Here is a 22,921-nt window from a genome sequence, read left to right as displayed (position 1 = left end):
AGGTAAATGGCCACCGGGCTACAGGGCTGAACACCCTGATCCATCATGACGCCAGCCAGTGAACGGGCCCTGGCCAGTAATGTCCGGTAATCCAGCGTTTCATCACTGCTGACCAGGGCGGGTTGCCTGCCCCGTTGTTCAGCCTGTTGCAGAATGTCCGTCAGCAGGGTGGCCCGGTCATCATCCGCCCATGCATAATCCGTGTCGTTTAATGCCTGCCACAGGACAAGATCCGGTTGTGGGAGGGAAGGGGATACCGGTGCCTTCCAGCACTGTGGCGCGGTCGCCAGGGTCTGCAGCAGGGAGTTCCAGCTGGCAAACAGGCTGTTCAGCACGGCCGGGTCAAACAACTGCTCGACAGCATCCCAGTTGTAGACCAACGCACCATTGTGCTCCATCACCTGGTGATCCAGCCAGACCTGCGGGGTCTGGGAGATGGCATAACCGGGCGTGCCGAACAGCGGGTTGTCCATCAATGTGTCCAGTGCCTGGTGGTCCAGCCCCAGGGTGGAGGTAAAGACCACGGGCATCAGGACATCGGTACTGGTTTGTTGGCGCAGGGCACGGAGCACCTCCACGCCACTGAACAACCGGTGTGATAAATCAGACGACAACTGTTGTTGCACACGCTGGGCCTGCGACAGGAAATCCACAGTGGGGTCAGGGTGAATTTCCAGCAGGCTCAGGGCGGTGAAGTCGCCAATGATCCGGTCGACCTCCTCATGCACCGGCAGTCGCTGGAAGGTGGTCAGGTTCAGGGTCATGGCCGGTTCCCGGCACCAGCGGGCCAGCACCAGGGACCAGGCGGTTAACAGGACGGCATTGGCCGTCAGTCCCTGCTGACGGGCCTGGTTTTGCAGTGCCTGCCAGTGTTCAGGCGACAGTGTGCCGGAGCGCCGGACAAAGCGCGGTTGTTCTTCAGACGCCAGGGCTGTCACCGGTAACTGGGGTGCCGGTGGCAGGGTATCAAGCCGTTCCAGCCAGTAGTCCCGGTCCCGGAGACGGGCCGGATGATCCTCCGGCACTGCCAGCAAATAGTCCCGGAAGGTCAGCTGCAGTGGCGGGTAGACAACCTCCGGATGTTGGTAGCGATCGGCCAGTTCGGCAAAGATCAGCAAGAAACTGCCGGCGTCAGCGACCAGGGCGTCCATACGGAACAGCAAGCGGCCACGCTGGTTGGGTAAGCGAAACAACTGACAGTCGAACAGGGGCCATTGTTCAGGATCGCTGACCCGGTGAGACTCGTTCTGTCGTATAGCCAGCAGATGCTGTTCCAGTGCCGCCGGGTCATTCAGGGCGGTCAGGTCGGTGATGGCAAGGGTAAAGTCAGGCACTTCTGCCAGTACCTGTTGCTCACCGGAGGGCAGGATAACGGTACGCAGCATATCGTGGCGATCCACCAGGGTCTGCCATGCCTGCTCCAGGCGGTGAACATCCAGCTGTCCAACGTCGTCCAGATCCCACTCCATGTAAGCTTGCGTAGCCACCTGTCCCAGCTCAAAACCGGACTGCCGTCCAAGCCAGTAGGCCTGTTGAATGGCGTTGAGGGGAAAGGGCTCAAAGCGGTGATCAGGTTCAGGCACCAGGGCGGGCAGCTGCATCTGCGGCAGGGCATCCAGCGATTGAATGTGTTGAGCCAGTGTCGTGACCGTGGGGTGCTGGAACAGCAAGGCGACGGGCACCTCTATCGAAAACACCTGACCAATACGCTGGCAAAGTCGTATGGCCAGCAGGGAGTCACCGCCGAGCTGGAAGAAGTTGTCGTGTATGCCGATCTGCCCGATGTTCAGCAGTTCCTGCCAGAGGTCACAGAGTCGTGTTTCGTCGAGGGTAGTGGGTGGAGCGTACTGCACATGACTGCTGATCTCTGGTTCAGGCAGAGCCTTGCGATCCAGTTTGCCAGTGCGGGTCATGGGGAATGACTCAACGGCAATAAAAGCCTTTGGGATCATGTATTCTGGCAGTTTTTGACGCAATTGAGCCTGTAGCGAAGCTTCAACCTGTGGCTGTTCGCAGGTATACCAGCAGACGAGGTAGTCATACTGAACCTGAGAATCATTGCTTCGGCTGCGTGGTTGCACAAAGGCCCTGGTGATGCCGGGTATGGTCGTCAGTGTCTGTTCGATTTCAGCCGGCTCTATTCTGTGCCCCCGGATTTTAACCTGCTGATCGATACGGCCTATGTAAAGCAATTCACCATTGTCGAGCCACTTGACCTCGTCACCTGTTCGATAGACATGGCCATGTATTCCTGGCGGAAGCGAAGGCACATCTATAAAGGCTGCTTTCGTCAACTCAGGTTGATTCAGATAACCACGGGCCAACCCGTGACCACCGATATACAGTTCGCCTGGAATGCCGACGGGGACTGGCTGCAGGTATTGATCCAGCACATAGACCCGTGTATTGGTTAATGGCTTGCCAATGGATAGGTAATCCCTGTTTTGAGCAGGGCTCAATCGCACCTGGGCAGTAGTGGCGACAACCGCAGTCTCAGCTGGGCCGTAGGCATTAAATACCAGAGTGTGGTGTGGGCAGGCGGTAATGAACCGGTGAGCAAGGTCGTCATTAAATGTTTCTCCAATGACAAAAGCCAGCCTCAGACACTGAAGAGAATCTGAACTTTTTTGTGAAATGGTTTTGAGAAATCTTTCCAGCTGTGTTGGAACAAATATGATGATGGATACAGAGTGTTGACAGATCATGGTCGCCAATGTGTCCGGGTCATAGCGAGCATCAAGCGAAGCAATTACCGTATGCCCTTTTGAAGACATACTAAAAAATATTTCCCATATGGAAACATCAAACCCATGGGATATCTTCTGGATAAGAACATCGCTGTGATCCGTGGGATACCGAACCAGGCAGTCCTGAATAAAGTTGACACTGGCCCCGTGTGAAATCATCACCCCTTTTGGCTGTCCGGTGGTGCCGGAGGTGAAGATAATATAAGCGAGTTGATCATGGCTGATCAGTGCGGGCGGGTTGTACAGTGTTTGGTCTGTCCATGATAGGTCGTCCAGCATCACGACAGAAACGCTATCCGGTTCATCGTGGTTGTCCCAGAAGCAGGGTTGGTGAGACGTCGTCAACACCATCCGGGATTGTGTGTCATTAAAGATAAAACGAAGACGTTCCACCGGATCGGTATGGTTCACCGGAACATACACGCACCCTGCCTTCAATACCGCCATGACAGCAAGGTTAAATTCAAGACAGGGCTTACAGCAAACCATGACACAGGTTTCCGGTGGGATGACACCGTCGCATTGTGCTTTTATTGTCTCCTGAATCATCATTGCCAGCTGGTTGGCCCGGTTGTTGACCTCCCGGTTGGTTAACTGCTGCTCTTCAAATACAAGACAGAGGTTATCCGGATACTGTTCGGCCTGCTGTTCAAACAACTGGTGCAGCAGGAGGCTTTCCTGGCCTTCGGGCAGGGGAGCGTCGGTCTGGTTCCAGTCAACGACGATCTGCTGGTATTCCTCAATACTGAGCAGGGAGATCTCCCGGGTTAAACACTCCGGCCGGGCAACAAACTGCTCAAGTACGCGCTTATAGTGCTGCCACAGGCGTGTTACGGTCTCTTCCCGGAACAGGGCTGTTGCGTATTCGAGATTGGCATGAAGTCTGTCTTGCTGGTCATCCACCATCAGGGTCAGGTCAAACTTTGTAGTCTGTGCCTCCGGTGGCAGGGGAAGCTGTGATATGCCCTGACCTTGAGCCAGGGTAAAGTGCTGCACAGCAAACATCACCTGGAACAGCGGGTGACGGGAAGTGTCCCGTTCTACCTGCAACTGATCAACCAGCTGCTCAAAGGGAATATCCTGATGCTGTTGCACGACGGCGACTGATTGATGCACCTGGCGAATCAGTTCACAGCAGGTCTGTTCAGGGGCAAGCCGGGTACGGATCACCAGGGTGTTGGCAAAAAAACCGGCAAGGGATTCCAGCTGCGGGTGCTGGCGATTGGCGACCGGGCTACCAACGGCAACATCGTCCTGACTGCAGTAACGGCTGAGCAGTACGGCAAAGGCACTGAGCATGACCGTGTACAGGGTGGTATTTTCACGATTGGCCAATTGGCGCAACTGCGCAGAGAGTTCCGGTGACAGCGAACATTGGCAATGGCCACCGCGGTAGTCGATTTGCCGTGGTCGAGGATAATCCAGTGGCAGGTTCAGGGGTTCCAGGTCTGCCAGTTCCTGCTGCCACCATCGGGTCTGGGTTTCCAGCAGCTGGTCCTGCCAGGTTTCCTGCTGCCAGAGGGTGAAGTCCAGGTAATCGATGGGCAATTCGGGAAGCACGGTTTCCGGCGTATTCTGGTGGGATGACAGCGCGCCCATCAATAGTGTCAGCTCTCTGGAAAGCATTTCCAGGGACCAGCCGTCCACGGCAATGTGATGAAAGAGTAACAGGAAAATGTCTTCTTCCTGACGGGTTTCAGAGGCAGCGCCTGACGGATTATCACTGACCGTAAACCAGACAACGCGAAGCGGATACTGAGCGCTGAGATTAAACGGTGTGTTAATGGAACGGGACAGAGCCGGGTTTAACTCAGCTTTAGCCAGTGTTTTTTGCTCAACCGGTAATGGGCCTTTCTGAACTTGTTGCAGAGGCTGACCATCATCATCCGTGCTGAAAAAAGTCCTCAGGGTTTTATGGCGTTGAACCAGTAGTTGCAAGGCCCCGACCAGCGTTTGTGCCTGCTTTGGCTGATGGAGTTTCAGCACCATGGGAATGTGATAGGCGGCAGTCCCCTGCTCATACTGTTCGATAAACCAGAGACGCTGTTGCGCGAAGGACATGGGCGCCTGGCTCAGGTGGCGGGCCGGTATCGGCTTAATATCCCGGGTCAGTTCCGAAGCCAGCCGGGCAATGGTCGGATGCTGGAACAACAGGGCGACTGGTACGTCCACCGACAGCGCCTGGGCAATACGCTGGCAGAGTCGTATGGCCAACAGGGAGTCACCGCCGAGCTGGAAGAAGTTGTCGTGTATGCCGATCTGCGCGATGTTCAGCAGTTCCTGCCAGAGGTCACAGAGTCGTGTTTCGTCGGGGGTAGTGGGTGGCGCATACTGCACATGGCTGCTGATCTCTGGTTCAGGCAGAGCCTTGCGATCCAGTTTGCCAGTGCTCGTTTTGGGCAGGGCATCCAGTGGCACATACAACGCTGGCAGCATGTAATGTGGCAGGTGCTGTTTCAGGCGCTGACTGAGGACGCGGGCCAGGTCGATGGATTGCTGACCGGGTTGCTGCCAGGCATCAGGCAAGACCCTGCCACCGATCAGGGCATGCAACACGGTTTCTCCCAGGCAAGATGGCTCTGGCCACTGCCCCAGTGGGCACAGCCCTATCGCCTGATCCATGGCGGTCAGTTGCAGTTGCTGCCCCAGGTGACCCGCTGCCAGTCGGTGGTGATGATCATCCGTACCGGTGATGACCAGGGCAATACCACTGTTGAACCAGAGTGATAACTGCGTTAATACAGGCGTTGCCACAGATTTATCAGGTCGTTCCAGCCATTGCCAGCCGTCTTCCTGGTCAGCGGTTGATCGCCAGAGAATATGCAACCGGAGTCCCTTATTTTTACCCCATTCCATGGGTGAACCCAGCCAGCGCAGCAGTTTATCGCAATCCGGCTCCCAGGTTTCAAAATTGCGGAAGCTGCGACGCTGGCGCAGGGATCTTTCCGTAGGGCCATCAGCCGACTCCCTGATGGCCGCCAGTTCGCACTCCAGCAGTACCAGGTGCGAATCGTCCTGAAACGATGGCTCGTCCGCTAGTCGGTTGACCAGCGCTAACCCAAGGGGGAGCGCACAGGCTTCCAGCTGGGCCAGCATATAACCGGCCTCCAGTTCACAAAACGGCAAGGCCAGTTGACCATACATCGGTTCAATGGCAGACCGTCGGGCATTCAGAATAAGCTCAATGCGTTCAGCGCCAATATCATCGTTTCCAAGCCAGAGCAGCTGGTGATCCGGATGATAGTAGTAACGGCCGGCAGGTATCTCGTCAATGGCACCGGAACCGATACGCAGAACCAGTTGCACGGGGTAAAGGCTGCCAGCGGACGGATAACCGTATTTGGGTAGCGGAGTACTGTCGTCGGAGTAACTGCGTAACCCGGCCAGCAGTGCACTGAACCTGTCCAGCGACAGCGGTGTGATATCGGATATTGCCAGGGGCTCCGAAGCATCAGCAAACCAGGCAGGACAGAAACGGAACCGGTCGTTGGAAGCACTGCTTAACGGAATAATGGTATCGTCCTTACGGATGTGCCGTACACCATGACGAGCCATTTTGAAATCAATACGCTCCGCCTTATCCCGGATCTCTGCCTGCCCCGGCTGCTGGTCAGGCCCGGGTAGCCTCTGCTGGTCGACGACCAGGAAACCGACCAGCGTTTCCTGCTGGCAGGTCACGGCAGCCTGATCGATCCACGGCAGTTGTTCCAGTGCGTATTCAATCTCACCCAGCTCCACCCGGTGTCCATGGATTTTCACCTGGGTATCTTCCCGCCCTTCAAAGACCAGGAGGCCTTCCCCATCAAGATGCCCCAGGTCACCGGTCCGGTATAAATGACCATAGTCCGGATGCTCAATAAAGGCGGACGCTGTCTTTTGCGGGTCGCCCAGGTAGCCCTGCGCCAGCCCGGCACCACCGATGCACAGCTCACCGGTCACCCCCGGTGGGCACAGTAGCCGGCTGTCCGGCTGCAGAATGTAGAACTGCTGGTTAGCCAGCGGCGTGCCGTAGGGAATGGATGACCAGTGTTGCTTACTCTCGGTTACGGTAAAGCAGTTGGACCAGATGGCCGCTTCCGTTGCGCCACCCAGGGCGAGCACCTGGATGCCCGGTGCCGCCTCACGCAGCCTGTCCGGCAGGGTCAGGGGAATCCAGTCACCACTGAGCAGGGCCAGGCGCAGGCTGCCCAGGGCATCCGCCGGTGCCGCTTCAATCAGCAGTTCCGCCAGCGCAGGGACGGTACTCCAGACCGTGACCCGGTGCTGTTCCACCTGGTGACGCCAGTGTTGAGGCGATTTCACCAGGCAGCTGTCCGGTAATACCAGGGTGGCCCCGGCACAGAGCGTACCAACGATATCCCACACCGACAGGTCAAAAGAGAGGGCGGACAAGCCGTATACCCGGTCTTCAGCGTTCAGTGACACACGACGGTTCACATCCCGGAGCGTATTCAGCACCGCCCGGTGGGTCATCATGACGCCTTTGGGGGTGCCAGTGGAACCGGAAGTGAAGATGATGTAGGCCAGGTCGTCCGGTTGGGTACGGGGTAATTCGACCTGATGATTGGCTGGTTCAGCGTCGTCAATCAGCAGCGTGGTCACGGCATCCGATGCCAGCGAATGCAGATTACCAGCCCATTCAGCATCGGTCACCACCACCGGCTGATCCAGTTGCGCCAACACCTGCCGGATACGGGCGATGGGCCATTCCGGGTTCAGGGGCACGTAGAAGGCACCGGTCAACAGGGTCGCCAGTACCGCTGTCACCTGCCCGATACTTTTCTCCAGGTAAATGGCCACCGGGCTACAGGGCTGAACACCCTGATCCATCATGACGCCAGCCAGTGAACGGGCCCTGGCCAGTAATGTCCGGTAATCCAGCGTTTCATCACTGCTGACCAGGGCGGGTTGCCTGCCCCGTTGTTCAGCCTGTTGCAGAATGTCCGTCAGCAGGGTGGCCCGGTCATCATCCGCCCATGCATAATCCGTGTCGTTTAATGCCTGCCACAGGACAAGATCCGGTTGTGGGAGGGAAGGGGATACCGGTGCCTTCCAGCACTGTGGCCCGGTCGCCAGGGTCTGCAGCAGGGAGTTCCAGCTGGCAAACAGGCTGTCCAGCACGGCCGGGTCAAACAACTGCTCGACAGCATCCCAGTTGTAGATCAACGCACCATCATGCTCCATCACCTGGTGATCCAGCCAGACCTGCGGGGTCTGGGATATGGCACAACCGGGCGTGCCGAACAGCGGGTTGTCCATCAATGTGTCCAGTGCCTGGTGGTCCAGCCCCAGGGTGGAGGTAAAGACCACGGGCATCAGGACATCGGGACTGGTTTGCTGGCGCAGGGCACGGAGTACCTCCACGCCACTGAACAACCGGTGTGATAAATCAGACGACAACTGCTGTTGCACACGCTGGGCCTGCGACAGGAAACCCACAGTGGGGTCAGGGTGAATTTCCAGCAGGCTCAGGGCGGTGAAGTCGCCAATGATCCGGTCGACCTCCTCATGCACCGGCAGTCGCTGGAAGGTGGTCAGGTTCAGGGTCATGGCCGGTTCCCGGCACCAGCGGGCCAGCACCAGGGACCAGGCGGTTAACAGGACGGCATTGGCCGTCAGTCCCTGCTGACGGGCCTGGTTCTGCAGTGCCTGCCAGTGTTCAGGCGACAGTGTGCCGGAGCGCCGGACAAAGCGTGGTTGTTCTTCAGTCGCCAGGGCTGTCACCGGTAACCGGGGTGGCGGTGGCAGAGTATCAAGCCGTTCCAGCCAGTAGTCCCGGTCCCGGAGACGGGCCGGATGATCCTCCGGCACTGCCAGCAAATAGTCCCGGAAGGTCAGCTGCAGTGGCGGGTAGTCAACCTCCGGATGTTGGTAGCGATCGGCCAGTTCGGCAAAGATCAGCAAGAAACTGCCGGCGTCAGCGACCAGGGCGTCCATACGGAACAGCAAGCGGCCACGCTGGTTGGGTAACCGAATCAACTGACAGTCGAACAGGGGCCATTGTTCAGGATCGCTGACCCGGTGAGACTCGTTCTGTCGTATAGCCAGCAGATGCTGTTCCAGTGCCGCCGGGTCATTCAGGGCGGTCAGGTCGGTGATGGCAAGGGCAAAGTCAGGCACTTCTGCTAGTACCTGTTGCTCACCGGAGGGCAGGATAACGGTACGCAGCATATCGTGGCGATCCACCAGGGTCTGCCATGCCTGCTCCAGGCGGTGAACATCCAGCTGTCCAACGTCGTCCAGATCCCACTCCATGTAAGCTTGCGTAGCCACCTGCCCCAGCTCAAAACCAGACTGCCGTCCGAGCCAGTAGGCCTGTTGAATGGCGTTGAGGGGAAAGGGCTCAAAGCGGTGATCAGGTTCAGGCACCAGGGCGGGCAGCTGCATCTGCGGCAGGGCATCCAGCGATTGAATGTGTTGAGCCAGTGCCGTGACCGTGGGGTGCTGGAACAGCAAGGCGACGGGCACCTCTATCGAAAACACCTGACCAATACGCTGGCAGAGTCGTATGGCCAGCAGGGAGTCACCGCCGAGCTGGAAGAAGTTGTCGTGTATGCCGATCTGCTCAATGTTCAGCAGTTCCTGCCAGAGGTTACAGAGTCGTGTTTCGTTAGGTGTGCCGGGCGCAGTGTACTGTTTTCTCTCTGGTATGGATTCGACGCTGGAAAACTGTTTTCGATCTATTTTTCCACTGGCTAACCTGGGGAGTGTCTGTAACATATGCACGTGCTGTGGCAGCATCCACTCAGGGAGTTGTTGAGACAGTAATCCCCGAACTTTCTCTGCGTCAAGCCCCAGAACCTGGTTCGATTGCCTGGCCACAAAAAGCCGTAAATCCAAAGCGGCTGCCAGACCGCCTGTGGGGGTTGCACCGCTCTGGGCAACAGAGAACAGACGGTTGAGTCGATCAAGCCACTGATTTTCACTTAATAAGTTATGTTCACGATCGTCCTCATATTCATCACTGCCTACCTGAAGGCCTTGAATTAGATTCATTTGCGGCCAATATGTACACACTTCAATTAAGAACAAGACTCCCCCGGGGCTTAGCAGGCTGCGAATATCTTCAAGGGCATGATCGATAACGTGAGCCAAGTGCAAACTGTTTGAGGCGAATATGAAATCGAAGCTTGCCGGGTTTATACCCTGGAGTGATGGTGCTTTATTAAGATCAAAAAAACGATATTCCATGCATGTATCACCGTACTCTGCTCGTGCTTCCTTGAGAAAGAGGCTGGATACATCCGTAAAGACATAGTTAAATTCATGTTTGGATTCACGCAGGAGAGGTATAATATGCCGTGTCAATGACCCCATACCTGCCCCAATTTCCAGGCATCGGACCGGGCTATCCTGCTGGCTGCCTGAGGTGGTTAACAAGGCTGTGATCAGTTTTTCGATTTGTTGAAAGCAATAAAGGTGAGAATGCTGGTACATAATGTCAGTATTCTCTGTAAGGTAGATTTCTGCTGCATGCCTTCGACCCGTAATAATAGAAATCAGATCAAGGCTATTAACACTCCCGGTCGGTTGGTTGTTTTGTTTGTTATGAGTAGCCAGATATGTTTTTACTGGTATCAGGCACCGATAGGACACGGCATCATTTTCCGGATGCGGCTTTTGGCCGGTCAGGATGTTCTCACTGACAAGATGGTTCAGGCAACGTGTTAACCAACGTGTAAAGCGGGGCAGAATAGAACCATGGGCCATGACCTGTTGTACGGTCAGTGCTTCACCGGGCTTGCTAAAAAGCTCCAGGTTATCGAACATCTCACAGAGCGTCAGGGTGAAAATACGACATTGAATTTCTATGTGCTGGTGAAAATAATGGTTGGCATCAGTGGATGAAAGCTCACGGCCACAGATTGTGCGTTGAAGCGATTTCTCCGCTTCATTATCCGGCTTGCCCAGATGGTGTTGAATGATTGAATTATCAAACTGCAATCCCGGTGGTGGTACAGGGCTGAATAGAACAGCATTGGGACTATCTGGAGTTACCCAGGCAACCAGCTGATTATCCCTGGCAATAACAACAGCATCCTTGAGTCCGGGAAGTTGTTTCAGCGACGCTTCTAACTCACCCAGCTCCACCCGGTGTCCATGGATTTTCACCTGGGTATCTTCCCGCCCTTCAAAGACCAGGAGGCCTTCCCTATCAAGATGCCCCAGGTCACCGGTCCGGTATAAATGACCATAGTCTGGATGCTCAATAAAGGCGGACGCTGTCTTTTGCGGGTCACCCAGGTAGCCCTGCGCCAGCCCGGCACCGCCGATGCACAGCTCACCGGTCACCCCCGGTGGGCACAGTAGCCTACTATCCGGCTGCAGAATGTAGAACTGCTGGTTAGCCAGCGGCGTGCCGTAGGGAATGGATGACCAGTGTTGCTTACTCTCGGTTACGGTATCCGTGACGGTAAAGCAGTTGGACCAGATGGCTGCTTCCGTTGCGCCACCCAGGGCGAGCACCTGAATGCCCGGTGCTGCCTCACGCAGCCTGTCCGGCAGGGTCAGGGGTATCCAGTCACCACTGAGCAGGGCCAGGCGCAGGCTGCCCAGGGCATCCGCCGGTGCCGCTTCAATCAGCAGTTCAGCCAGCGCAGGGACGGTATTCCAGACCGTGACCCGGTGCTGTTCCACCTGGTGACGCCAGTGTTGAGGCGATTTCACCAGGCAGCTGTCCGGTAATACCAGGGTGGCCCCGGCACAGAGCGTACCAAAGATATCCCACACCGACAGGTCAAAAGAGAGGTCGGACAAGCCGTATACCCGGTCTTCAGCGTTCAGTGACACACGACGGTTCACATCCCGGAGCGTATTCAGCACCGCCCGGTGGGTCATCATGACGCCTTTGGGGGTGCCGGTGGAACCGGAAGTGAAGATGATGTAGGCCAGGTCGTCCGGTTGGGTATTGGGTAATTCGACCTGATGATTGGCTGGTTCACCGTCGTCAATCAGCAGCGTGGTCACGGCATCCGATGCCAGCGAATGCAGATTGCCAGCCCATTCCGCATCGGTCACCACCACCGGCTGATCCAGTTGCGCCAACACCTGCCGGATACGGGCGATGGGCCATTCCGGGTTCAGGGGCACGTAGAAGGCACCGGTCAACAGGGTCGCCAGCACCGCTGTCACCTGCCCGATACTTTTCTCCAGGTAAATGGCCACCGGGCTACAGGGCTGAACACCCTGATCCATCATGACGCCAGCCAGTGAACGGGCCCTGGCCAGTAATGTCTGGTAATCCAGCGTTTCATCACTGCTGACCAGGGCGGGTTGCCTGCCCCGTTGTTCAGCCTGTTGCAGAATGTCCGTCAGCAGGGTGGCCCGGTCATCATCCGCCCATGCATAATCCGTGTCGTTTAATGCCTGCCACAGGACAAGATCCGGTTGTGGGAGGGAAGGGGGCACCGGTGCTTTCCAGCACTGTGGCCCGGTCGCCAGGGTCAGCAGCAGGGAGTTCCAGCTGGCAAACAGGCTGTTCAGCACGGCCGGGTCAAACAACTGCTCGACAGCATCCCAGTTGTAGACCAACGCACCATTGTGCTCCATCACCTGGTGATCCAGCCAGACCTGCGGGGTCTGGGAGATGGCATAACCGGGCGTGCCGAACAGCGGGTTGTCCATCAATGTGTCCAGTGCCTGGTGGTCCAGCCCCAGGGTGGAGGTAAAGACCACGGGCATCAGGACATTGGTACTGGTTTGCTGGCGCAGGGCACGGAGCACCTCCACGCCACTGAACAACCGGTGTGATAAATCAGACGACAACTGCTGTTGCACACGCCGGGCCTGCGACAGGAAATCCACAGTGGGGTCAGGGTGAATTTCCAGCAGGCTCAGGGCGGTGAAGTCGCCAATGACCCGGTCGACCTCCTCATGCACCGGCAGTCGCTGGAAGGTGGTCAGGTTCAGGGTCATGGCCGGTTCCCGGCACCAGCGGGCCAGCACCAGGGACCAGGCGGTTAACAGGACGGCATTGGCCGTCAGTCCCTGCTGACGGGCCTGGTTCTGCAGTGCCTGCCAGTGTTCAGGCGACAGTGTGCCGGAGCGCCGGACAAAGCGCGGTTGTTCTTCAGGTGCCAGGGCTGTCACCGGTAACTGGGGTGCCGTTGGCAGGGTATCAAGCCGTTCCAGCCAGTAGTCGCGGTCCCGGAGACGGGCCGGATGATCCTCCGGCACTGCCAGCAAATAGTCCCGGAAGGTCAGCTGCAGTGGCGGGTAGACAACCTCCGGATGTTGGTAGCGATCGGCCAGTTCGGCAAAGATCAGCAAGAAACTGCCGGCGTCAGCGACCAGGGCGTCCATACGGAACAGCAAGCGGCCACGCTGGTTGGGTAACCGAATCAACTGACAGTCGAACAGGGGCCATTGTTCAGGATCGCTGACCCGGTGAGACTCGTTCTGTCGTATAGCCAGCAGATGCTGTTCCAGTGCCGCCGGGTCATTCAGGGCGGTCAGGTCGGTGATGGCAAGGGTAAAGTCAGGCACTTCTGCCAGTACCTGTTGCTCACCGGAGGGCAGGATAACGGTACGCAGCATATCGTGGCGATCCACCAGGGTCTGCCATGCCTGCTCCAGGCGGCGAACATCCAGCTGTCCAATGTCGTCCAGATCCCACTCCATGTAAGCTTGCGTAGCCACCTGTCCCAGCTCAAAACCGGACTGCCGTCCGAGCCAGTAGGCCTGTTGAATGGCGTTGAGGGGAAAGGGCTCAAAGCGGTGATCAGGTTCAGGCACCAGGGCGGGCAGCTGCATCTGCGGCAGGGTCTCCAGCGATTGAATGTGTTGAGCCAGTGCCGTGACCGTGGGGTGCTGGAACAGCAAGGCGACGGGCACCTCTATCGAAAACACCTGACCAATACGCTGGCAGAGTCGTATGGCCAGCAGGGAGTCACCGCCGAGCTGGAAGAAGTTGTCGTGTATGCCGATCTGCTCGATGTTCAGCAGTTCCTGCCAGAGGTCACAGAGTCGTGTTTCGTCGGGGGTAGTGGGTGGAGCGTACTGCACATGGCTGCTGATCTCTGGTTCAGGCAGAGCCTTGCGATCCAGTTTGCCAGTGCTCGTTTTGGGCAGGGCATCCAGTGGCACATACAACGCAGGCAGCATGTAATGTGGCAGGTGCTGTTTCAGGCGCTGACTGAGGACGCGGGCCAGGTCGATGGATTGCTGACCGGGTTGCTGCCAGGCATCAGGCAAGACCCTGCCACCGATCAGGGCATGCAACACGGTTTCTCCCAGGCAAGATGGCTCTGGCCACTGCCCCACTGGGCACAGCCCTATCGCCTGATCCATGGCGGTCAGTTGCAGTTGCTGCCCCAGGTGACCCGCTGCCAGTCGGTGGTGACGATCATCCGTACCGGTGATGACCAGGGCAATACCGCTGTTGAACCAGAGTGATAACTGCGTTAATACAGGCGTTGCCACAGATTGATCAGGTCGTTCCAGCCATTGCCAGCGGTCTTCCTGGTCAACGGTTGATCGCCAGAGAATATGCAACCGGAGTCCCTTATTTTTACCCCATTCCATGGGTGAACCCAGCCAGCGCAGCAGTTTATCGCAATCCGGCTCCCAGGTTTCAAAATTGCGGAAGCTGCGACGCTGGCGCAGGGATCTTTCCATAGGGCCATCAGCCGACTCCCTGGTGGCCGCCAGTTCGCACTCCAGCAGTACCAGGTGCGAATCGTCCTGAAACGATGGCTCGTCCGCTAGTCGGTTGACCAGCGCTAACCCAAGGGGGAGCGCACAGGCTTCCAGCTGGGCCAGCATATAACCGGCCTCCAGTTCACAGAACGGCAAGGCCAGTTGACCATACATCGGTTCAATGGCAGACCGTCGGGCATTCAGAATAAGCTCAATGCGTTCAGCGCCAATATCATCGTTTCCAAGCCAGAGCAGCTGGTGATCCGGATGATAGTAGTAACGGCCGGCAGGTATCTCGTCAATGGCACCGGAACCGATACGCAGAACCAGTTGCACGGGGTAAAGGCTGCCAGCGGACGGATAACCGTATTTGGGTAGCGGAGTACTGTCGTCGGAGTAACTGCGTAACCCGGCCAGCAGTGCACTGAACCTGTCCAGCGACAGCGGTGTGATATCGGATATTGCCAGGGGCTCCGAAGCATCAGCAAACCAGGCAGGACAGAAACGGAACCGGTCGTTGGAAGCACTGCTTAACGGAATAATGGTATCGTCCTTACGGATGTGCCGTACACCATGGCGAGCCATTTTGAAATCAATACGCTCCGCCTTATCCCGGATCTCTGCCTGTCCCGGCTGCTGGTCAGGCCCGGGTAGCCTCTGCTGGTCGACGACCAGGAAACCGACCAGCGTTTCCTGTTGGCAGGTCACGGCAGCCTGATCGATCCACGGCAGTTGTTCCAGTGCGTATTCAATCTCACCCAGCTCCACCCGGTGTCCATGGATTTTCACCTGGGTATCTTCCCGCCCTTCAAAGACCAGGAGGCCTTCCCCATCAAGATGCCCCAGGTCACCGGTCCGGTATAAATGACCATAGTCTGGATGCTCAATAAAGGCGGACGCTGTCTTTTGCGGGTCACCCAGGTAGCCCTGCGCCAGCCCGGCACCGCCGATGCACAGCTCACCGGTCACCCCCGGTGGGCACAGTAGCCTACTATCCGGCTGCAGAATGTAGAACTGCTGGTTAGCCAGCGGCGTGCCGTAGGGAATGGATGACCAGTGTTGCTTACTCTCGGTTACGGTATCCGTGACGGTAAAGCAGTTGGACCAGATGGCTGCTTCCGTTGCGCCACCCAGGGCGAGCACCTGAATGCCCGGTGCTGCCTCACGCAGCCTGTCCGGCAGGGTCAGGGGTATCCAGTCACCACTGAGCAGGGCCAGGCGCAGGCTGCCCAGGGCATCCGCCGGTGCCGCTTCAATCAGCAGTTCAGCCAGCGCAGGGACGGTATTCCAGACCGTGACCCGGTGCTGTTCCACCTGGTGACGCCAGTGTTGAGGCGATTTCACCAGGCAGCTGTCCGGTAATACCAGGGTGGCCCCGGCACAGAGCGTACCAAAGATATCCCACACCGACAGGTCAAAAGAGAGGTCGGACAAGCCGTATACCCGGTCTTCAGCGTTCAGTGACACACGACGGTTCACATCCCGGAGCGTATTCAGCACCGCCCGGTGGGTCATCATGACGCCTTTGGGGGTGCCGGTGGAACCGGAAGTGAAGATGATGTAGGCCAGGTCGTCCGGTTGGGTATTGGGTAATTCGACCTGATGATTGGCTGGTTCACCGTCGTCAATCAGCAGCGTGGTCACGGCATCCGATGCCAGCGAATGCAGATTGCCAGCCCATTCCGCATCGGTCACCACCACCGGCTGATCCAGTTGCGCCAACACCTGCCGGATACGGGCGATGGGCCATTCCGGGTTCAGGGGCACGTAGAAGGCACCGGTCAACAGGGTCGCCAGCACCGCTGTCACCTGCCCGATACTTTTCTCCAGGTAAATGGCCACCGGGCTACAGGGCTGAACACCCTGATCCATCATGACGCCAGCCAGTGAACGGGCCCTGGCCAGTAATGTCTGGTAATCCAGCGTTTCATCACTGCTGACCAGGGCGGGTTGCCTGCCCCGTTGTTCAGCCTGTTGCAGAATGTCCGTCAGCAGGGTGGCCCGGTCATCATCCGCCCATGCATAATCCGTGTCGTTTAATGCCTGCCACAGGACAAGATCCGGTTGTGGGAGGGAAGGGGGCACCGGTGCTTTCCAGCACTGTGGCCCGGTCGCCAGGGTCAGCAGCAGGGAGTTCCAGCTGGCAAACAGGCTGTTCAGCACGGCCGGGTCAAACAACTGCTCGACAGCATCCCAGTTGTAGACCAACGCACCATTGTGCTCCATCACCTGGTGATCCAGCCAGACCTGCGGGGTCTGGGAGATGGCATAACCGGGCGTGCCGAACAGCGGGTTGTCCATCAATGTGTCCAGTGCCTGGTGGTCCAGCCCCAGGGTGGAGGTAAAGACCACGGGCATCAGGACATTGGTACTGGTTTGCTGGCGCAGGGCACGGAGCACCTCCACGCCACTGAACAACCGGTGTGATAAATCAGACGACAACTGCTGTTGCACACGCCGGGCCTGCGACAGGAAATCCACAGTGGGGTCAGGGTGAATTTCCAGCAGGCTCAGGGCGGTGAAGTCGCCAATGACCCGGTCGACCTCCTCATGCACCGGCAGTCGCTGGAAGGTGGTCAGGTTCAGGGTCATGGCCGGTTCCCGGCACCAGCGGGCCAGCACCAGGGACCAGGCGGTTAACAGGACGGCATTGGCCGTCAGTCCCTGCTGACGGGCCTGGTTCTGCAGTGCCTGCCAGTGTTCAGGCGACAGTGTGCCGGAGCGCCGGACAAAGCGCGGTTGTTCTTCAGGTGCCAGGGCTGTCACCGGTAACTGGGGTGCCGTTGGCAGGGTATCAAGCCGTTCCAGCCAGTAGTCGCGGTCCCGGAGACGGGCCGGATGATCCTCCGGCACTGCCAGCAAATAGTCCCGGAAGGTCAGCTGCAGTGGCGGGTAGACAACCTCCGGATGTTGGTAGCGATCGGCCAGTTCGGCAAAGATCAGCAAGAAACTGCCGGCGTCAGCGACCAGGGCGTCCATACGGAACAGCAAGCGGCCACGCTGGTTGGGTAACCGAATCAACTGACAGTCGAACAGGGGCCATTGTTCAGGATCGCTGACCCGGTGAGACTCGTTCTGTCGTATAGCCAGCAGATGCTGTTCCAGTGCCGCCGGGTCATTCAGGGCGGTCAGGTCGGTGATGGCAAGGGTAAAGTCAGGCACTTCTGCCAGTACCTGTTGCTCACCGGAGGGCAGGATAACGGTACGCAGCATATCGTGGCGATCCACCAGGGTCTGCCATGCCTGCTCCAGGCGGCGAACATCCAGCTGTCCAATGTCGTCCAGATCCCACTCCATGTAAGCTTGCGTAGCCACCTGTCCCAGCTCAAAACCGGACTGCCGTCCGAGCCAGTAGGCCTGTTGAATGGCGTTGAGGGGAAAGGGCTCAAAGCGGTGATCAGGTTCAGGCACCAGGGCGGGCAGCTGCATCTGCGGCAGGGTCTCCAGCGATTGAATGTGTTGAGCCAGTGCCGTGACCGTGGGGTGCTGGAACAGCAAGGCGACGGGCACCTCTATCGAAAACACCTGACCAATACGCTGGCAGAGTCGTATGGCCAGCAGGGAGTCACCGCCGAGCTGGAAGAAGTTGTCGTGTATGCCGATCTGCTCGATGTTCAGCAGTTCCTGCCAGAGGTCACAGAGTCGTGTTTCGTCGGGGGTAGTGGGTGGAGCGTACTGCACATGGCTGCTGATCTCTGGTTCAGGCAGAGCCTTGCGATCCAGTTTGCCAGTGCTCGTTTTGGGCAGGGCATCCAGTGGCACATACAACGCAGGCAGCATGTAATGTGGCAGGTGCTGTTTCAGGCGCTGACTGAGGACGCGGGCCAGGTCGATGGATTGCTGACCGGGTTGCTGCCAGGCATCAGGCAAGACCCTGCCACCGATCAGGGCATGCAACACGGTTTCTCCCAGGCAAGATGGCTCTGGCCACTGCCCCAGTGGGCACAGCCCTATCGCCTGATCCATGGCGGTCAGTTGCAGTTGCTGCCCCAGGTGACCCGCTGCCAGTCGGTGGTGACGATCATCCGTACCGGTGATGACCAGGGCAATACCGCTGTTGAACCAGAGTGATAACTGCGTTAATACAGGCGTTGCCACAGATTGATCAGGTCGTTCCAGCCATTGCCAGCGGTCTTCCTGGTCAACGGTTGATCGCCAGAGAATATGCAACCGGAGTCCCTTATTTTTACCCCATTCCATGGGTGAACCCAGCCAGCGCAGCAGTTTATCGCAATCCGGCTCCCAGGTTTCAAAATTGCGGAAGCTGCGACGCTGGCGCAGGGATCTTTCCATAGGGCCATCAGCCGACTCCCTGGTGGCCGCCAGTTCGCACTCCAGCAGTACCAGGTGCGAATCGTCCTGAAACGATGGCTCGTCCGCTAGTCGGTTGACCAGCGCTAACCCAAGGGGGAGCGCACAGGCTTCCAGCTGGGCCAGCATATAACCGGCCTCCAGTTCACAGAACGGCAAGGCCAGTTGACCATACATCGGTTCAATGGCAGACCGTCGGGCATTCAGAATAAGCTCAATGCGTTCAGCGCCAATATCATCGTTTCCAAGCCAGAGCAGCTGGTGATCCGGATGATAGTAGTAACGGCCGGCAGGTATCTCGTCAATGGCACCGGAACCGATACGCAGAACCAGTTGCACGGGGTAAAGGCTGCCAGCGGACGGATAACCGTATTTGGGTAGCGGAGTACTGTCGTCGGAGTAACTGCGTAACCCGGCCAGCAGTGCACTGAACCTGTCCAGCGACAGCGGTGTGATATCGGATATTGCCAGGGGCTCCGAAGCATCAGCAAACCAGGCAGGACAGAAACGGAACCGGTCGTTGGAAGCACTGCTTAACGGAATAATGGTATCGTCCTTACGGATGTGCCGTACACCATGGCGAGCCATTTTGAAATCAATACGCTCCGCCTTATCCCGGATCTCTGCCTGTCCCGGCTGCTGGTCAGGCCCGGGTAGCCTCTGCTGGTCGACGACCAGGAAACCGACCAGCGTTTCCTGTTGGCAGGTCACGGCAGCCTGATCGATCCACGGCAGTTGTTCCAGTGCGTATTCAATCTCACCCAGCTCCACCCGGTGTCCATGGATTTTCACCTGGGTATCTTCCCGCCCTTCAAAGACCAGGAGGCCTTCCCCATCAAGATGCCCCAGGTCACCGGTCCGGTATAAATGACCATAGTCTGGATGCTCAATAAAGGCGGACGCCGTCTTTTGCGGGTCACCCAGGTAGCCCTGCGCCAGCCCGGCACCACCGATGCACAGCTCACCGGTCACCCCCGGTGGGCACAGTAGCCGGCTGTCCGGCTGCAGAATGTAGAACCGCTGGTTAGCCAGCGGCGTGCCGTAGGGAATGGATGACCAGTGTTGCTTACCCTCCGTTACGGTATCCGTTACGGTATCCGTCACGGTAAAGCAGTTGGACCAGATGGCCGCTTCCGTTGCGCCACCCAGGGCGAGCACCTGAATGCCCGGTGCTGCCTCACGCAGCCTGTCCGGCAGGGTCAGGGGAATCCAGTCACCACTGAGCAGGGCCAGGCGCAGGCTGCCCAGGGCACCCGCCGGTGCCGCTTCAATCAGCAGTTCCGCCAGCGCAGGGACGGTATTCCAGACCGTGACCCGGTGCTGTTCTACCTGGTGACGCCAGTGTTGAGGCGATTTCACCAGGCAGTTGTCCGGTAATACCAGGGTGGCCCCGGCACAGAGCGTACCAAAGATATCCCACACCGACAGGTCAAAAGAGAGGGCGGACAAGCCGTATACCCGGTCTTCAGCGTTCAGTGACACACGACGGTTCACATCCCGGAGCGTATTCAGCACCGCCCGGTGGGTCATCATGACGCCTTTGGGGGTGCCGGTGGAACCGGAAGTGAAGATGATGTAGGCCAGGTCGTCCGGTTGGGTATGGGGTAATTCGACCTGATGATTGGCTGGTTCACCGTCGTCAATCAGCAGCATGGTCACGGCATCCGATGCCAGCGAATGCAGATTATCAGCCCATTCAGCATCGGTCACCACCACCGGCTGATCCAGTTGCGCCAACACCTGCCGGATACGGGCGATGGGCCATTCCGGGTTCAGGGGCACGTAGAAGGCACCGGTCAACAGGGTCGCCAGTACCGCTGTCACCTGCCCGGCACTTTTCTCTAGGTAAATGGCCACCGGGCTACAGGGCTGAACACCCTGATCCATCATGACGCCAGCCAGTGAACGGGCCCTGGCCAGTAATGTCTGGTAATCCAGCGTTTCATCACTGCTGACCAGGGCGGGTTGCCTGCTCCGTTGTTCAGCCTGTTGCAGAATGTCCGTCAGCAGGGTGGCCCGGTCATCATCCGCCCATGCATAATCCGTGTCGTTTAATGCCTGCCACAGGACAAGATCCGGTTGTGGGAGGGAAGGGGACACCGGTGCCTTCCAGCACTGTGGCCCGGTCGCCAGGGTCTGCAGCAGGGAGTTCCAGCTGGCAAACAGGCTGTCCAGCACGGCCGGGTCAAACAACTGCTCGACAGCATCCCAGTTGTAGACCAACGCACCATTGTGCTCCATCACCTGGTGATCCAGCCAGACCTGCGGGGTCTGGGAGATGGCACAACCGGGCGTGCCGAACAACTGGTTGTCCATCAATGTGTCCAGTGCCTGGTGGTCCAGCCCCAGGGTGGAGGTAAAGACCACGGGCATCAGGACATCGGGACTGGTTTGCTGGCGCAGGGCACGGAGTACCTCCACGCCACTGAACAACCGGTGTGATAAATCAGACGACAACTGCTGTTGCACACGCTGGGCCTGCGACAGGAAACCCACAGTGGGGTCAGGGTGAATTTCCAGCAGGCTCAGGGCGGTGAAGTCGCCAATGATCCGGTCGACCTCCTCATGCACCGGCAGTCGCTGGAAGGTGGTCAGGTTCAGGGTCATGGCCGGTTCCCGGCACCAGCGGGCCAGCACCAGGGACCAGGCGGTTAACAGGACGGCATTGGCCGTCAGTCCCTGCTGACGGGCCTGGTTCTGCAGTGCCTGCCAGTGTTCAGGCGACAGTGTGCCGGAGCGCCGGACAAAGCGCGGTTGTTCTTCAGCCGCCAGGGTTGTCACCGGTAACTGGGGTGCCGGTGGCAGGGTATCAAGCCGTTCCAGCCAGTAGTCGCGGTCCCGGAGACGGGCTGGATGATCCTCCGGCACTGCCAGCAAATAGTCCCGGAAGGTCAGCTGCAGTGGCGGGTAGACAACCTCCGGATGTTGGTAGCGATCGGCCAGTTCGGCAAAGATCAGCAAGAAACTGCCGGCGTCAGCGACCAGGGCGTCCATACGGAACAGCAAGCGGCCACGCTGGTTGGGTAAGCGAAACAACTGACAGTCGAACAGGGGCCATTGTTCAGGATCGCTGACCCGGTGAGACTCGTTCTGTCGTATAGCCAGCAGATGCTGTTCCAGTGCCGCCGGGTCATTCAGGGCGGTCAGGTCGGTGATGGCAAGGGTAAAGTCAGGCACTTCTGCCAGTACCTGTTGCTCACCGGAGGGCAGGATAACGGTACGCAGCATATCGTGGCGATCCACCAGGGTCTGCCATGCCTGCTCCAGGCGGTGAACATCCAGCTGTCCAATGTCGTCCAGATCCCACTCCATGTAACCTTGCGTAGCCACCTGTCCCAGTTCAAAACCGGACTGCCGTCCGAGCCAGTAGGCCTGTTGAATGGCGTTGAGGGGAAAGGGCTCAAAGCGGTGATCAGGTTCAGGCACCAGGGCGGGCAGCTGCATCTGCGGCAGGGCATCCAGCGATTGAATGTGTTGAGCCAGTGCTGTGACCGTGGGGTGCTGGAACAGCAAGGCGACGGGCACCTCTATCGAAAACACCTGACCAATACGCTGGCAGAGTCGTATGGCCAGCAGGGAGTCACCGCCGAGCTGGAAGAAGTTGTCGTGTATGCCGATCTGCTCGATGTTCAGCAGTTCCTGCCAGAGGTCACAGAGTCGTGTTTCGTCGGGGGTAGTGGGTGGAGCGTACTGCACATGGCTGCTGATCTCTGGTTCAGGCAGAGCCTTGCGATCCAGTTTGCCAGTGCGGGTCATGGGGAATGACTCAACGGCAATAAAAGCCTTTGGGATCATGTATTCTGGCAGTTTCTGACGCAATTGAGCCTGTAGCGAAGCTTCAACCTGTGGCTGTTCGCAGGTATACCAGCAGACGAGGTAGTCATACCGATCCTGCGAATCATTGCTTCGGCTGCGTGGTTGCACAAAGGCCCTGGTGATGCCGGGTACGGTCGTCAGTGTCTGTTCGATTTCAGCCGGCTCTATTCTGTGCCCCCGGATTTTAACCTGCTGGTCGATACGGCTTATGTAAAGCAATTCGCCATTGTCGAGCCACTTGACCTTGTCACCTGTTCGATAGACATGGCCGTGTATTGGAAGCGAAGGCACATCTATAAAGGCTGCTTTCGTCAACTCAGGTTGATTCTGATAACCACGGGCCAACCCGTGACCACCGATATACAGTTCGCCTGGAATGCCGACGGGGACTGGCTGCAGGTATTGATCCA

The 22,921-nt window shown here is 58.0% G+C and carries 1 protein-coding gene (cut by both window edges); it reads right to left on the bottom strand.

Every position in this 22,921-nt window falls within one protein-coding gene, locus ACOMG9_RS20290, for a non-ribosomal peptide synthase/polyketide synthase (protein ID WP_494529299.1), read on the bottom strand. The gene is 65,289 nt long; 21,742 of those nucleotides lie to the left of the window and 20,626 to its right, leaving coding positions 20,627–43,547 in view, spanning codon 6,876 (partial) through codon 14,516 (partial); the first complete codon in reading order (the gene reads right to left) occupies positions 22,917–22,919. Both the start codon and the stop codon lie outside the window.

The organism is Endozoicomonas sp. PH6C (assembly GCF_059322965.1).
Note: the sequence above shows the minus strand (reverse complement) of the source record. Positions and strands in the feature narration are given on the sequence as shown.